This is a genomic window from Chloroflexus sp. MS-G (genome assembly GCF_000735195.1).
Lineage (GTDB): Bacteria > Chloroflexota > Chloroflexia > Chloroflexales > Chloroflexaceae > Chloroflexus.
Window position 1 is genome coordinate 17996 of the sequence record NZ_JPIM01000026.1, and the last position, 16341, is coordinate 34336.

Below are 16341 nucleotides of genomic sequence, written 5' to 3' on the forward strand. Positions count from 1 at the left end.
TCGTGAATTGAAATGCTAGTGAGGGAACGTTATGTCGTGGGAAGGAATTGCCATTGGTCTGTTCAGCCTGGGAATCATTGGGTTTGGGTTTTTCTGGGTCATTCGGATGGAATACTACCTCGGATACCTCTGGTGGCCATACCCAATGTTGTTTGGAATCGGTATTGTTGTGCTATCGCTCTTTGTCGCTGACGCAGGATGGTCGGCGTTGTTAGGGGTGACCGGTGCCTCTTTCATCTGGGGTGCGACCGAGCTGAAGGAGCAGGCAGTTCGGGCGGAATTGGGGTGGTTTCCACGTAATCCGAATCCAAAGCCGCTACCGCCGTTTGTTGAACTCATTCGGAAGATCAAGGCGCCGCACCTCTAGGAGAGTACCTTACAAGACAAGCTGGCTGTCCGAGCCGCCGATGTGTCTGGTGGGAAGTGGTAGCACTGGCGATATGTTCGTTGGGGTAGGTTTTCAACCTGCCCCGACTTTTGTTGTCGTTTAGTGCCTATCCGAATAACCGTCTCACGGTGCAATAGATGCAACCCATCAATGGAAGGACGGGCGCAGCAGTGCTGTGCCCCGACTGATCTGCTGCTGCAACAGAATGTGTCGGATAGGCGCTCTGTGATCGTCGTCGTGGATACCGGTAGGGGTGAGGCGGCGCCTTACCCCTCCTCGTGAATCTCGTGCACCGCATTACATCCATCGCCGAGGTTTATCCGTCGTGATGTTTCGGATAGGCGCTCAACTGCATAATAACAGTCGTTAAACCAGCCGCACCAGCGTCACCGATGAACGCAGCGTAAAGCCGAGCCCCCGTACCGGACAGAGAAGGGTTGGCTCGTCGGGATTTTCCTCGATCTTCTGCCGGATGCGATACACCCGCCCCTTCACCATTTCACGAGCTTCATCGTGGCTAATGTCTTGGATATACAACATCTGAGCCAACAATTGAAACGACAACATCTGTTGCGGTGCTCGTGCAATGCGCTCCAGGATTTCTACTTCATCGTCACTGAGTTTAATCACATCGCCCCCAATGGTGATACACGATTGATGGGCATCAATCATAATCGGTGGCCGGACGGCGTATGAGCGTAATGATGAGGTCTCGGCCAGACGCTTGCCGGTGTGCGATGGGGCGCGGTACCAGCGGTGGTGAATCCGCTGCAACACATGACGTACATTCCTGGATGATAATGGCGGGGGCATATATTCAACCATTGCAGGTCGCCGCAACGCTACTTCAAAGCCGCGACCGTACAAAACTGAAACCATTTCCGGTCGTTTCATCGAAAAATGTTCCAAAATATCACAATTCAAGAAGGGGGATACGCTCAAATTAAAGAAGAAAAGGTCAAAAGCACCACGTTCCAAATAATCACGTGCAGCATACAGATCATCGGTTGCCAAAACGGCCCAATGTGAGCGGTTCAGCTCAGCTACTATCGCCTTACGCAGCCGATTATCGCGCTCAACGAGGAGTGCAGTACCCGTCAACATGATGAATATCCTATCGTCAGAACAGCCCAGTGTCGCCGATTATACGACTTTACCATACCGAAGAGCAATCACCCATTACTCCTACCAATCTATAGTACTAGTCTGTATATCGTGAACATGTTTCTGATACTATATGCGAAACAACAATACTTTCTACCAATTTCATAATATTTATGTTTCGTATAATAAAATTCGATGAAGGGTACCGATTTTTGTCATAAAAGCCTGGATGGGAGTATTATGGATTCCGTTTCGATTCGGCATCACTTGTCCGGTGGTATAATACGGTTATGGCAAAGACACGTACCGTTTTCGTCTGCCAACAATGTGGCGCCCAGCAAACACGCTGGATGGGAAAATGCCCTGAATGTGGCGCATGGGATAGTCTGGTCGAGCAGCTCGTCATTCCACCTCGAGCTACCGGTGGCGGACGAGCATCTTCTACCGGACAGAATCAACCTGTCCGTCTGCGTGATGTGCCCCTGACCGATTTCCAACGCCTCCCGGTCTACGCCGATGAGTTCGCCCGTGTTCTCGGCGGTGGGCTTGTACCTGGTTCGGTCGTGCTGATCGGTGGTGATCCTGGCGTGGGAAAGTCAACGCTCCTCGGTCAGGTTGCCGCGCACTTCGCGGCTAGTGTCGGGCCGGCGCTTTATGTGAGCGCAGAAGAATCGGCGCAACAGATCAGGCTGCGCGCTGAACGACTCGGCCTTCACGCCGATGACCTTTTTCTCCTGGCTGAGACGTCGCTTGATCTGATCATTGAGCACATCCGCAATTTACGCCCCCGGCTCGCGATTGTAGACTCGATCCAGACGGTATACCTCCCTGAGTTAACCAGCGCTGCCGGGAGTGTTTCCCAGGTACGCGAAGGGGCCTTGCGTCTAATGCAACTGGCGAAGGAGACCGCTATTCCCATTGTCCTGGTTGGTCACGTGACCAAAGAGGGGGCAATTGCCGGTCCCCGTGTGCTCGAACATATCGTTGATGTTGTGTTGTATCTTGAAGGGGATCGCTTCCACCAGTTTCGGCTCCTGCGTGGTGTAAAAAATCGCTTCGGTAGCACCAATGAAGTTGGAGTATTTGAAATGACCGGTGACGGCTTGCGCGAGGTTCGTAATCCTTCTCAAGTCTTTCTCGCTGAGCGCAATACCCAAAGTCCTGGTTCGACAGTTGCAGTAACTCTGGAGGGCACCCGTCCATTACTGGTTGAAGTGCAGGCGCTGACATCACATTCCGGGAATGCTCAACCACGACGGACGACCAACGGTTTTGATCTTAATCGACTGCTGATGCTTACCGCCGTCCTCGCGAAGCGGGTTGGTATTCCACTCTTTAATCAGGATTTGTATGTCAATATCGTCGGCGGTCTGCGGATCAGCGAACCGGCAGCCGATCTTGCGGTAGCGCTGGCTATTGCCTCATCGTACCGTAATCAGCGCATTGACCCCGACATCGTCTGTCTTGGCGAGATAGGGTTGTCGGGTGAATTACGTAGTGTCAGTCAGCTTGAACGTCGGCTGAGTGAAGCGGTAAAGCTGGGTTTTCGACGTGCAATTGTGCCAGCACACTTTACGCTCGAAGCACCAACTGGTCTGCGCATCACACCAGTACGGTCTCTATCTGAAGCCGTTGAACTCCTCACCCGCAAAACGACACCTTCCTCTACGCTGGACATTGATGAAGGGTGAGATATGAGACTAGGTCTCGATCTTCTGGTGCGCTTGTTTGGCTTTGGCTGGATGGCCTATCTTGGTTTCTGGATCGGTCGCTCGCTCTCAGGGCCAAATCCAACGGTTGAACAGACTCAAGCGACTCTGTTGCTGGCGCTTGCCGGTGGCGGCCTGGGGCTGATCCTTGCGCCACGGGTCATTGTTGATCCACTGCGCTCTCTTTTCCGCCAGGCACGCACTATTCCTCTCTATGAAGTTATTCTAGTCGTCCTAGGTGTTGTGTTCGGTAGTTTTATCGGCGCATTGCTTACCGTACCATTGAATACGCTACCTGCGCCGTATCGAAACCTGTTACCCACCATCGTCACTGCAATTCTGATCTACTTTAGTGCATCGCTCCTGTATTTACGAAAACGCGAATTTGTCGAACTCGTCAATCGTTGGCAACAACAGCGAACGTCAGCGTCAACTATAACGGCAGTCCCTTCTGAATCGCCTCCGTCATCACCACCTGAGCGACGCTATCTTATCGATACTAGTGCGATTATCGATGGTCGGATCGCAGCCGTGGCACGTACCGGTTTTATTGAAGGAACACTCCTCATCCCTTCATTCGTCTTAACCGAATTGCAAATGCTGGCCGACTCGAACGATGATTTACGGCGCCAGAAAGGACGGCGCGGCCTTGATTTACTGAACCAGATGCAACAATCTTCGCCCCTACCCATCGAGATTGTTCACTATGATCTCCCTGACGCACTTCGTGTTGACGATAAATTGATCGAGCTGGCCCGTCGGCATCGCTGCCCGATCATTACGAACGATTACAATCTCCATCGCGTAGCCGGTTTGCAAGGGGTAACCGTGCTGAGCATCAATCAATTGAGCGATGCCCTGCGTCCGCCAGTGGCGCAGGATCAACGATTGCAGATTCTGATCCGTAACGAAGGTAACGCCCGTCAGCAGGGAGTTGGGTTTCTTGATGATGGAACACCGGTGATCGTCGAGAATGCGCGGCATCTGATTGGACAGACGATTGAGGTCGTGGTAACCCGGATTCATCAGACGCAAACCGGTCGTCTGGTCTTTGCAGTTCCTGTTGAGGAAACGTAATGCGTGCAGTTATTCAACGTGTCAGTGAAGCATCAGTAACGGTCGATGGTCACATTGTGGGCGCAATTGGTCGTGGGTTATTGATTCTCCTTGGCGTGAGCCATACCGATACAGCAACCGATGCGATACTGCTGGCCGCTAAAATTGCGCAACTCCGCATTTTTAGCGACCAGGAGGGAAAATTCAATCTCTCCTTGCTTGATGTTGGTGGTGAGGCATTAGTTGTATCGCAGTTCACCCTTTACGCTGACACCCGCAAGGGTCGCCGACCCAGTTTTACGGCTGCGGCCCGTCCTGAACTTGCCGCGCCGCTTGTGGATGCCTTTGTTGATGCTTTACGCACCCATAACATCCGTGTTGCGACTGGTGTCTTTGGGGCTATGATGCAGGTTGCCTTGATCAATGATGGCCCGGTAACCCTGGTCATTGATAGTGGAGACCTCCAAATGCCGCGCCGCGCCCGATCATCGAGCTAGGCAGGAGTCTGTATCTTTCCCTGTCGGCAGTGATGATCTCGTTCAAACCGACCCACAATCAAATGTACGGTCACATATCGTTAAGCGCCATCGGGTATAATTGTGACAGTATGGAATCGATGACGTTTCGCGTCCAGCGTGAAGCAGATGTCTACGTTGCGCTTAGCAGTGGTCGCCGACTCGCTACCGAGCTACAATTCAGTGAGACCGACCGCACGCGCGTTGAAATCTGCATTCTCGAGCTGGCTCACAACTTGATCCGGCATGCCGGTGGCGGCGAAATAGTGCTTACCCGTCTTCAGCGTGACAACACGACCGTGGGGATAGCGGTTGAGGCACGCGATAATGGGCCGGGCATCCCTGATATTGAACTGGCACTCCGCGATGGTTATAGCACGACTCATTCGCTAGGAGCCGGTTTGCCCGGTGTGCGCCGGCTCATGGATGAGTTTGAGATTCGTTCAACCCCAGGGATCGGGACAACCGTCCGTGCAGTGAAGTGGCGATCATTGCGTCAGTGATGAGGAATTATGAAATTTTCGTGGGGAGCAGCTATCCGCCCGAAAGCGGGGCAAAGTGTTAGTGGCGATGCGTATGTCATTCTTCCGTTCGCGGACAACCACCTCTTAGCAGCGGTCATTGACGGGCTTGGCGGTGGAGAAGCGGCTGCCGAAGCTGCGCAGCGTGCAGTGAGTGTTCTTAAACGTCAGCCTACTCTGGAACTAACAGAATTGATGCATCAGGCGGATCGCGCACTTGCCGGTAGTCGTGGCGCAGTGATGGCACTGCTGCGTCTCGATGCCAGAGACCGTTCCGCTGAGTTTGTAGGAGTGGGAAACATTGGTGTGCAAGTCTATAGTGATTTGCTGATCAAGCCAATATCGAAAAACGGAATCGTGGGCTATCGCCTACCACAACTCTTGCGTATGACCTATACTTACAATTCGGGTGACATCTTCGTTTTATATAGTGATGGGATTTCGAGTCGATTCACAACCGAGCAATCACCCGATCTCTATCAGCCACCGCAGCAGATTGCCGACGAGATTTTGCAACGCTTCGGTAAGGACAACGACGATGCAACAGTCGTGGTGATCCGCTGCGAATAGCACAGAGCAGATAGTGTTGGCCTTGCGCATCATGAAGTACACACTCAGCCAATGGCTCGACAACCAACAGACCGCCTTGCTACAGCACTGGTCAAATCAGCTTGAATCTGCTGCCAGCCCGGTAGCGGTACAATCACACATTGACACAAAACGCTTTGTGTTAGCTCTCATTGCTGCGGCGGAAGGCAACGAGTTGCCATTGCGCGAGCTGTTTACCGATTGGATAACAGGCGAGACCGAACCTGATGTACCGGCAATGGTACGGAGTCTCCACTATCTGCACCGTACCTTACGCACGACATTACTGCGTGAACCAGCCGAGCTGACGATCGTCGATGCCCTGGCCGATCTCTTTGAGCAAACCACAACTATTCTGATCGAAATCTGGTCTGAACACACCAATCAGCTCATCCAGGAACGCGAGTTTATTGCTGCTAGCCTCGATTCTGCTTCAGCAGCAGCCGATCAGCGTGCATTGCAACTGAAGGCACTCAACGATATTTCACAGCGTCTTTCAGCAACGCTCGACCGTGATGAGCTACTCGAAATTGTGATCGATAGCCTGTATCGTCTGACCGAAGCACACCATGTCGCCGTCTGGCTGGTTGACGAACAACAACGGCTCAAGGTCGTTGCCACCCGTGGTAATGGTGATGGCCCAACCATCGGCTACGTCTTGCCTGAGACAAACCCCGTTTTCCAGACTGCATTTCAGAACGGTGTATTCTGGCCTGCTCCGTCTGCCGATCCTACGCACGACTGGCTGATCGCCGGGTGCGGTGTCTTGATCATCCCGATGACAGGTGGGACTGGCTTGATCGGTGCTATCACCCTTCAAGAACTGCAAAACCCGCTCGATCTACGCTTTATGCAAGACCTGGCCCAGAGCATTGCCAGCCAGGCTGCCATTGCTCTCCAGAATGCAGAGTTGTATCACACGATTCGTACTCTCAATGCCGACCTTGAACAGCGTGTGATTGAACGCACTCGTGAGCTGGAAGAAGAGAAGAACCGTCTGGCGACACTGCACGCAATCGCTGCTCAGGTCAATCAGACCCTCGACCTCGATCAGATTCTCAATAACTCACTGACGATGTTGGCGCGCATTGTGCAAGCCGAACATGCCTCAATTCTGCTCACCGAAGAAGATAATCCCAGCCTGCTGGTCACACGTGCTATTCTCGGCAAAAAGGTAACCCCCGACAACACGGTACGCTTTGCGATTGGTCAGGGCATTGCCGGTTGGGCAGCCCAACACGGGCAAACCGTCCTGGTGCATGATGTGGCAAAAGATGAGCGGTGGATCACCATTCCTGGCAGTAGCCGGAAGCGGGAGGGATCGATGATCGCCGTTCCGCTTTTTGTGCAGGGTGAGGTCATTGGCGTTATGACCCTCTCGCACCCACAGACCCATTTCTTCAGCGAAGGGCATGTGCGGTTGCTCAATGCCTGCGCCGGCGCAATTGCGATTGGCATTAATAACGCTAATCTGTTCCGCATGATCAGTGCCGAAGCCGAACGTCGCTACGAACTTCTTGATCGCCAGCAAAAAGAGACTAGTCAGATCGCTGCAATCTTGCAAAGTTTACTCGATGGTGTGATCGTGTGCGATCTCTACGGTGGTGTGATCAGCATCAATCAGGCTGCCAGTCGCATCCTCCATCGACCATTGGAAGAGTTACTGCTTTGGAACCTGCATGACATCATTCATCGCTACCTCGGTAACCATGCGGCTGAATTGCCACTTGATGATCTCTTACGCCGACCGTTAACCGTTGACGGTGCAGCACGAACGTTTACTACGACTGCGGTTATTGCGGGGAAAACGATCAATTTCGCGCTCAGTCCGGTACTCAAAGACGATGACGAGCTGCTCGGTGCACTGTTGGTATTGCGCGATATTACCCGTGAAGTTGAAGCTGATCGCATGAAGAATGAGTTTATCGGCACGATGTCTCACGAGCTGCGTACTCCAATGACTGCGATCAAGGGATTCACCCAGTTGCTGGCTATGGGGGGCCTCGGTCAGTTGAATGATACGCAGCGCGAATTTGTGAACACGATTTACAACAACACCGAGCGTATGATCAACCTGATCAATGACGTACTCGAAATTACCAAAATTGAGTCGGGGAGCATTGATCTCGAATGGCGTGCGCTGCATCTTGCTGAAGCGCTTAGCGGTGTCATTGCCGAACTGCAACCTCAAATCACACAGCGACGCCATCAACTAACTATCTTGCTCCCGCCGGGCCTGCCTCTGATCCGGGCCGATTCGATGCGCCTGCACCAGATTTTGTTTCATATCCTCTCCAACGCGGTGAAGTATACACCGGCTGGCGGCTCGATCACTATCGCAGCCCGCGAAGTGATGAATGTCGATCTGCCCGAACCAATACGAAGTACACTGAGCGATAACCGTCGTTATCTCCTGCTGAGCATCAGCGATACCGGCGTTGGCATCCGCCCTGAGGATCTGCCACGTATCTTTGATCGCTTCTTCCGTAGCGATAACCCGCTCAAGGTAGAAGCCGGTGGTACAGGTCTCGGTCTGTCGATTGTCAAACCGCTGGTGGAATTGCTCGGTGGCCGGATATGGGTGGAGAGTACGGTGGGTGTCGGTAGCACCTTTTCGCTCGTCCTCCCGGTGGCTGGCGATCACAGCTAGAGTTCACGAAGATTGCAGTTTTTAGCCGTGTTTGCTGCTATTCATTACATCCATCCCACTGCCGGGTAGGATGAAAACCTGTACAGTCCTTATCACGGATAACCAATCTTCCGGCTGAGGAAATTTCACCGTGCTGTGATATAATGCCCATTCATAATACGAACAATACCTCAAATATGGAGGAAGTGTAGATGACACCTTTGATCGGAATATCGTGCGGTACCTTCCATGATCGCGATTGGTGTCCGCCATCATACGGTCATCGCCAAACATATATCGACGCTGTTTTGCAGGCCGGCGGCGCACCCCTTTTAATTCCCCCGCTCCTTGACGCTGCGACATTGCGCACCATCTACGAACGACTCGATGGTGTCCTACTCGCCGGTGGTGGTGATATTGCACCAAATCACTACGGTGATCAACCGCATGAACGGCTCGGAACAATCGATCCACCCCGTGATCTGACCGAACTGCGCCTGGCACGCTGGGCCGCTGCTGAAGGAAAACCTCTGCTTGGCATCTGTCGTGGCGTGCAGTTGATTAACGTAGCACTCGGTGGATCGCTGTACCAGGATATTCCTTCACAGATCGACACAACTATTGATCACAATCTGTCATATACGCACGAAGATTGGACGTTTCTGGCACATTCGATCACGATTGCTGCTGACTCGCGCCTGGCCCGGATGTTGGGAACAACGCATCTGATGATCAATTCTCTGCACCATCAGGCAGTGCGCCGTGTGGCGACCGGCTTACGTGCTGTTGCCTGGGCACCCGATGGCGTGATCGAAGCGCTAGAGAGTGAAGGGCCGACCTTTATCATTGGCGTGCAGTGCCATCCTGAAGCCTTGCAGGCAACCGTTGATCCGCGCTGGCAGCATCTCTTTGCTGCGTTTGTACAGAGCTGTGGCGATCATCACCGTCAGAGTCGCGCCGCATAACCATATTGAACACCTATGAATACTCAACTCCGTCCTTTGATCGGCATTACCGCAATGTCGGTCGGCAACAGTACCGATGGGCGTGATCTGCAAGCTGTGCGTCCAACGTACCTGCGCGCCATCGAAGCTGCCGGTGGTATTCCGCTTATCATCTATCTGAGCGATGATTTGGAGGCGATTCGCCACTTGTACCATCTCTGTGCCGGTATCTTGCTACCAGGTGGCGATGATGTTGATCCGGCTTACTATGACGAAGCACCGCACCCCAGGCTGGGAAATGTTGATCGCCAACGCGATGCAGTTGAGATCGCATTAACCCGCTGGGCGCGAGCAGATCGCAAACCGCTGCTCGGCATTTGTCGAGGCTTGCAGGTCATTAACGTGGCTCTCGGTGGATCACTCTACCAGGATATTCCTGCTCAGCTTGACACATCCATCGACCATCGTGCAAACAGCCGCACTCGGGCCTGGACCGAGCTAGCCCATACACTGACTATTCGCCCCGACTCACGGCTGGCCGCAATCTTGCAAACCACGCATATCGGCTGCAATACGATGCATCATCAGGCCATCAAGCAGCTCGCACCTGGTTTACAGATCACCGCTCATGCGCCTGACGGTATCATCGAGGCCTTTGAAACAACCGATGGTCACTACCTGATGGCTGTACAATGCCACCCCGAACATCTATGGGATAGCAGTGAACCGCGCTGGCGAGCACTCTTCACTGATTTTGTTTCTGCATGTCGGCAACGCCCGACCCAGCATGGGTAGTCGGCGTAAGGCTGTTGATATCCGATACAACTGAACTACATATGATTGGCATTTTTGACTCTGGACTGGGTGGACTGTCGGTGATGCGAGCCATCCGTGAAAGGCTCCCTGCCGCCGATCTGCTCTATTTGGCCGATAGTGCTTACTGCCCTTATGGGCCTCGTCCTATCGATGAAATCCGTGATCGGGCATTGGCTTGCGGACGCTGGTTGGTCGATCACGGTGCGCACATTGTGGTGATAGCTTGTAATACTGCAACCGCCGCAGCAGTGGAACTCTTACGGCGCACATTACCGGTACCGGTTGTGGGCATGGAACCGGGTGTAAAACCGGCGGTAGCGGCTACTCGTCGAGGGAAAGTTGCCGTGCTGGCGACCAGTGGGACTATCGCCAGCGAGCGTTTTCGTAGCCTGGTTCATGCCTACGCAGCGGATGTTGAAGTGTACCCGCTGGCGTGTCCTGATCTGGTTGAACAGGTCGAGGCTGGCGAGTTAACGAGTGAGCACACCCGGAGTCTGATTCTTAAGCATCTTGCATCCGCACCCGAAGCTGATGTGCTTGTATTAGGCTGTACGCACTTCCCTCCGCTGAAACCACTCATTGAGACGTGTGTCGAACCGGGGGTTGTTATCATTGATACCAGCCCGGCAGTAGCAGCTCAAACGGCACGGATCGCGCAACAGATCAATCACCCCTCAGAGAGTGGCAACATTCGTTGTGTCACTACCGGCGATCCAGCACAGATTGCGCCGGCGCTTCATCGGGTTTGGGGTGCGCCTTTACCACTGAGTGGCGTCCAGATCGAGGCAACAGATGTGATCATCAAATAGCCGTCATGGCTGTTTCGGTACTCGAACGGTGCAGGCGAGGAGTCGCCCTCCTGTGGTGGTGAGGTTGCCGTAGAGCATCGTCAGATAACCTGCATTCGAGGATGCCGTGCGTTTACACTGGAGCGGGCCAGCGGCCCGCGTACCCAGAAATGACAAGGATTCCACTCGTTGACGTGCGGAAGCGGGCCAGCGGCCCGCGTACCCAGGAATGGGGAACATTCACATGCCGATTCTGTGCTGTTATCCTGTCGTCCCGTCTGGTATTTCCGTTGGCAGCGGCTCAGATTGAGACGGTGGTGTCGGTGTTGGCAACGGCTTACCGTCAGGGCCAAGATCAGCCGGATTGTACTCGAAGATGTCAGGCCAGGGCTTGAAGCGCGTTACAAATTCACGGCGCTCGATCTCTTTCCCATCAGGGCCGAGGACAATGCGTGTGAAGTGAATATCCATCCCGCCACGAGCCTTGTCGCTTTGCCGCGGCTGACCTACCGGGCGTTCGGGAACGGCCACGTAAACTGGCTCGGTTGGTGGTGGCGTGCGATTGGTAATAACAGGTCCTTCGAGCAACACCTTACGACCGGTTTCTGGGCCATAGAGTCGTACTTCGGCCAGATTCCGGCGAGTATCGACCAGCGTCTGCATCAAAATCCACCCACCGGTGTCGTTAAGAAACTTCAGATCAGGACCACCGGTGAAGATGGTGGCATCCATACCTGGCCCATCGCCATACGGCCCAAAAGCGTACCGATCATACCAACTGATATAAAACGAATGACCCCAACGCTCGGTGATCGGTAAGCCAGCCCAAAATGCAGCCCGAAAGACGGTAGTACTGTCTTGACAGATCCCACCACCCCACTCGAGCTGGGTTCGATTTTGCACAATGGCATACCCCTCAACAAAGCCATTTGAGCTATCAATACGTCCAATGGTTTGATTGAACGAAAATTCCTCACCAGGAGCAATCAAGATACCGTGCAGCAAGCGCATGCCGGCCTGGATGTTCGTAATCCGGTAGGGCGCAGAACCGGTGAAATCACTACGGCCAACCCCAAGGAGGGTCGTAATCCCTAACTGATCGAGATTATCAGCAGTAACCGGAGGTGGAATCTCTCGAAATTTCACTGTTATTGTGCGCTGATCGGCTGGTTTATTCAATACGTCAAGCACTGCTGCCAACGTCTGTTCTTCATCGATCCGCCTACCCGGTTTTCCTTCCTGAAAGATTTCTAGTTTTCCCACGTTCCAGTTAAGCCGTGGGTTGGTACCCTTCACTTCTGTTGCATCACCCAGAGCAATGATGCGTTCCATAGCGAGATCGCGATCAATCTGCACTTCCAGGCGATCACCGGCTGGATCGGAAACACGCTCAACCCGGATTAGGTGCACCAGGTCATCAAGCGACCAGACAAATGGCCGATTACCGATGATGAAGGTTACCGGCCCGGCCAGAATGGTCGCAATCTGATCTTGAGCGGCAAAGGCGGCATCATCACGCAGTGACGGTTCGAGCGTCCGAGTACGCAACGCCACGGTATCGGGGTTCAAGTCTTGAAGTGCGGCTAGCATCTCTTGCAACGTCTCAGCCACCAACACCTGACGACCAACGGTACCAGGCATAACCTCTACGGTTGTTCCATGAAGCACTAACCGGGCGTCAAGTGCCGGTTGCTCTACTTCGGCAACTCGGGCCAACAGATAGCGCTGCATAACATCCTGGTCAATCAGAAGGCGGAGAGGAATTTCACTCCCTTGTTGCCAAATTGCACTTATCTGCCGAAGATTGGTGAAGAGATTATCACTGTGGCCAACAGCCAGGGCAGCATCGAGTGCCTCATCAATTGCCAGTGTGACCCCTAACTCGGCCAGCGTGGGAGTCCAGGTTCGTCCGCTGTAGGTCAATATAACCGGTTGCGCCAAAAAAGAGGCGAAGCGAGCTTCAATCGCGGCCCGTGCTTCTTCACGGGTGAGACTACCGACAGGCACGCCCTGGATACTCACATTCGGGAATACACGACCAGCATAGAAGCGATCAAGATAGAGCCATCCACCAACGATCAGCGCAACGCTACTAAACAAGACAAACAGCAACCAACGCCATCTCCATTCCCCTTTACGTCGGGAATGTTGGTTGGTACCACGCCGCGCTGACGGCACGTGTCCCTCGCGAGCAGTTCCATCAACTGTGTCAGGAGAGAATACCTTACCTTCAGTGCCCTCATACGTTGGATCGAAAGGCTGTGAATGCTGAGCCGACACCAAAATCCTCCTCGCCACGTGCAATTTGCCCGACAACCTAATATACTCTTGCCAATTATGGATGTCAATAAAACAAACCTGACAAATTGATTGATTGTTGCATTTTAAGCTGTTTTAGCAAAGACAACGCTTCGCCCTATCCTCTCACCCAACTTAGGGCTTGTTTCCATCTCATCGGCACTTCACCCAACGAGAGCACTCGTGTCAGCGAGGAATGAGTGTTACTCGTCTTTTGCGATCAATCGTCGTACCAATGTTAGCAATTCTTCAGCACGAAAGGGCTTCTGCAAGGTAGCGACAACCGGCACATCAACTAGATGAGCTGCATCCACCAGATAACCACTCACCAGAGCCAACGGGATATTTGGGTTCAAAGCCGCTATTTGGCGGCAAACCTCATAGCCATGCATGTCAGCCAGGGTCACATCAACCAAAGCACAGGCAATGGTGCGTTCTGCGATCACTTTCAGGGCATCACGACCACTGTTGAATGCTAGCACCTGATAACCGGCGCGGGTTAAGATGCGTTCAGTTAGTGTTCGGATTTCGGGATTATCATCAATGACCAATATTGTGTGGTTGCTCTCCACACCAAGAGTCGGTCTCGTTGCGGTTGACGAGGAAACCGGCAGCCAAACGGTAAACGTACTTCCCTGGACAGGTCGACTATCAACGGTCAGTGCACCGTTGTGTCGCTGCACGATCTGAAATACGCCTGCCAGTCCTAGACCATGACCGTGTTGTTTGGTCGTAAAGAAAGGCTCAAAAATGCGCGAAAGAATGGTCGGATCGATCCCGATACCATCGTCGTGGACGGACAAGAAGAGATACTGACCAGGTTCGATGTTCTGTGGAGGAACCATGCGCCGTATTGTATTCACTGTAAGCAGTCGGAGACCGGTTTGAATACAAATGGTTCCATGCCCTTCGGGTAATGCTTCAGCCGCATTGACCAACAGATTCATCAAGACCTGACGTATCTGCACCAGATCAACCATAATCTCCGGCAATGCAGGTTCAAGCTCAAGTTGAACTCGTATATTTTTTCCCAGCGATGACTGCCACGGCGAAACAACCTCATTGATCAACGAGTTCAAATTTATGCGTTGCACCACCGATGAACGCTGACCGGCAAGCGATAATAACTGCTGCACGAGATCAACAGCCTGCTGGGTGGCACTGATAATGTGTTGCAGATGTTGACCAATCAGCGTTTGGGCCGAATAGGTGGTCTGCAATGTATCAGCATTATGGAGGATAATATTGAGCAGATTGTTAAAATCGTGAGCAATACCGCCAGCCATAATCGCTATGCTTTCAAGCCGCTCGATCATCTGAAACCGCTGCTCATCACGAATCAACGCCAACGCCTTCTCGCGTTGACCGGTAATATCCTGTCCGACGAGCACGAATTCCACCACCTTGCCGTTTGGATCACAGCGACAGGCCATTGACCATTCGACCCAATGCTTTTGCCCATGAAGCCAAAAGGAGCTTTCGAACGAACGACGGCTACGACTGGCAACAACCTCACGAACCAGTGCGGCAAACAATGGTTGTTCTGCCATACTGAGCAACGTTGTAGCGAAAGATTGACCTATCACCGACGCACGGGTACGGCCGAACATCTGCTCGGCCATTGGGTTGAATTCTGTAATCCTCAGCTCAGCATCAAGGTAGATCACCAGACTTCCGGCCAGCTCAATCAGTGAGCGGAACCGGTCATTCGCCTCATACAGGCGATCAAAGAGCGTTGCGTTGAAAAAGGCTACGCTGATTTGATCGGCCAGGAGGGAAAGCAGAAAGAAATCTTCATCATCTAAAACCGGCTCACCGGTCGACTCGATAATAATAACACCGACTGGCGGTGAATGTTCGTATCGTAAGGGAACAATAATACACTGAGTGGTACCTGGTATGACCTCCAGAAAATCAGGGTCGAGGCTGGCATCGCGGACAAACTCAGCCTGACCGCTGCGCATAACGCGCCCGGCAACTCCCTCGTGCAACTGGATCACTGATAAACCGTTATCATATCCAATCGCAGCCTGTAGATGCAACGCTCCTTCCTGCAAGAGATAAATACTGACTAAATGATACCCAAACACGGTGTGTAATTGCTCTACTACCAGGTGACAAATCCGATCAGTTTGTAAGGTTGAGTTTACCAATGCTGCTACTCGCTGTACAATCAGCAATTGTTCGAGACGACGCTGGGTGGATCGGTAGAGCAGGATATTCTCAACACTGATCGCCATCCGACGAGCCAGCTCAGTAGCCAGCTCAATGTCGTTTGTAGAAAAGCAACGGCGCGAGGGTGTAGAAATTGTTAACACTAAAGCACCAACATTTACTTCCTGGAAGGATATAGGTACCCCTAAAATGTGGCGTGGTCGGATTCTGCGCAAAATCTCGCGATATGCAGGTGAAAATTGTGGATTCTCAATATATTTCTCATTAAGATCAGTTAGCAAAAGAGGACGATTACTGGTCAAAACCTGTGCCGGTACCGACATCGGCTCAATAAACAATGCCTTTTGGGTTAAATAGTCGGCTAGGGGCTGGTTAGCCGGATTAGCAGCAGCAATTGCTACTCGACATGGTCGTTGACGTTCATCGCGAATAATGATGGCGCACCAGTTAGCAAGTAGAGGAACAAGGTGATGGGCAACCTGTTGCAGCGCCTCGATCCGATTCAGAGAGACGAGAAGATCACCTACATCGGCGAGCAAACGGGTTTGAGAAGCCGTCCATCGTCGTGTCATCGTCGGCTCTAATTTTATTCAGTAGAAAGTACCCGTTTCACTCTGAGAGATATTTCTAAGTATACATCTTTTTAATTGCGACTTCAAGCAATTGCTCGCGGCTCATGGTATGGAAGTTTTCAACGTTGTCAGATTCGGGTCACCGTTGATGACCGAATAATGTCACGACACTGATGAACCGCACACCTCCGGCGCTAGTGACTTTCGATGCTCGTTATCACCAAGTGCGTGACGCGAA

13 protein-coding genes are annotated in these 16341 nt (G+C 52.6%); 10 read left to right on the top strand and 3 right to left on the bottom strand.

What is annotated here, in order from left to right; translation table 11 throughout:
• Positions 1-31: 31 nt before the first annotated feature.
• On the top strand, positions 32-367 hold the full coding sequence (locus tag JE47_RS0106775; RefSeq protein WP_031459030.1) for a DUF4491 family protein: 336 nt from the start codon (positions 32-34) through the stop codon (positions 365-367).
• A 387-nt stretch (positions 368-754) separates the two neighbouring features.
• Here the strand turns inward: JE47_RS0106775 and JE47_RS0106780 are convergent, their stop codons facing one another.
• Complete coding sequence (locus JE47_RS0106780; RefSeq protein WP_031459031.1) at positions 755-1492, bottom strand: winged helix-turn-helix domain-containing protein; 738 nt, start codon at positions 1490-1492, stop codon at positions 755-757.
• A gap of 290 nt (positions 1493-1782) precedes the next feature.
• On the opposite strand from JE47_RS0106780, the gene radA reads away from it, so the two are divergent.
• The 9 genes from radA (at position 1783) to murI (ending at position 11079) form a co-directional block, all read left to right on the top strand.
• On the top strand, positions 1783-3183 hold the full coding sequence (radA, locus tag JE47_RS0106785; protein WP_031459032.1) for a DNA repair protein RadA: 1401 nt from the start codon (positions 1783-1785) through the stop codon (positions 3181-3183).
• A gap of 3 nt (positions 3184-3186) precedes the next feature.
• Positions 3187-4278, top strand: a complete 1092-nt coding sequence (locus JE47_RS0106790; RefSeq protein WP_031459033.1) for a PIN/TRAM domain-containing protein — start codon at positions 3187-3189, stop codon at positions 4276-4278.
• Positions 4278-4754 carry a D-aminoacyl-tRNA deacylase gene (dtd, locus tag JE47_RS0106795; RefSeq protein ID WP_031459034.1) on the top strand — a complete coding sequence of 159 codons (477 nt, stop codon included), beginning with the start codon at positions 4278-4280 and terminating at the stop codon, positions 4752-4754. Before JE47_RS0106790 ends, dtd begins: the two co-directional genes overlap by 1 nt.
• Before the next feature lie 110 nt (positions 4755-4864).
• A complete protein-coding gene (locus tag JE47_RS0106800; protein WP_031459035.1) occupies positions 4865-5275 on the top strand; it encodes an anti-sigma regulatory factor in 411 nt (136 codons plus the stop codon).
• A gap of 9 nt (positions 5276-5284) precedes the next feature.
• Positions 5285-5863, top strand: coding sequence for a SpoIIE family protein phosphatase (locus JE47_RS0106805; protein WP_031459036.1), 579 nt, complete (start codon positions 5285-5287; stop codon positions 5861-5863).
• 16 nt (positions 5864-5879) lie between these two features.
• Complete coding sequence (locus tag JE47_RS0106810; protein WP_236631154.1) at positions 5880-8531, top strand: GAF domain-containing protein; 2652 nt, start codon at positions 5880-5882, stop codon at positions 8529-8531.
• A gap of 191 nt (positions 8532-8722) precedes the next feature.
• Positions 8723-9475, top strand: a complete 753-nt coding sequence (locus tag JE47_RS0106815) for a gamma-glutamyl-gamma-aminobutyrate hydrolase family protein (protein ID WP_031459038.1) — start codon at positions 8723-8725, stop codon at positions 9473-9475.
• A 15-nt stretch (positions 9476-9490) separates the two neighbouring features.
• Positions 9491-10249: a gamma-glutamyl-gamma-aminobutyrate hydrolase family protein gene (locus JE47_RS0106820; RefSeq protein WP_031459039.1), complete on the top strand. Its 759-nt coding sequence runs from the start codon at positions 9491-9493 to the stop codon at positions 10247-10249.
• Positions 10250-10290: 41 nt separating this feature from the next.
• On the top strand, positions 10291-11079 hold the full coding sequence (murI, locus tag JE47_RS0106825; protein WP_031459040.1) for a glutamate racemase: 789 nt from the start codon (positions 10291-10293) through the stop codon (positions 11077-11079).
• Between the two features lie 240 nt (positions 11080-11319).
• Here the strand turns inward: murI and JE47_RS0106830 are convergent, their stop codons facing one another.
• Both JE47_RS0106830 and JE47_RS0106835 read right to left on the bottom strand, forming a co-directional pair.
• Positions 11320-13338, bottom strand: a complete 2019-nt coding sequence (locus JE47_RS0106830; RefSeq protein WP_031459041.1) for a VanW family protein — start codon at positions 13336-13338, stop codon at positions 11320-11322.
• A 221-nt stretch (positions 13339-13559) separates the two neighbouring features.
• The gene (locus JE47_RS0106835) at positions 13560-16103 is read right to left on the bottom strand and encodes a GAF domain-containing protein (protein WP_035419131.1); all 2544 of its coding nucleotides are present in this window, start codon (positions 16101-16103) and stop codon (positions 13560-13562) included.
• Positions 16104-16341 lie beyond the last annotated feature (238 nt).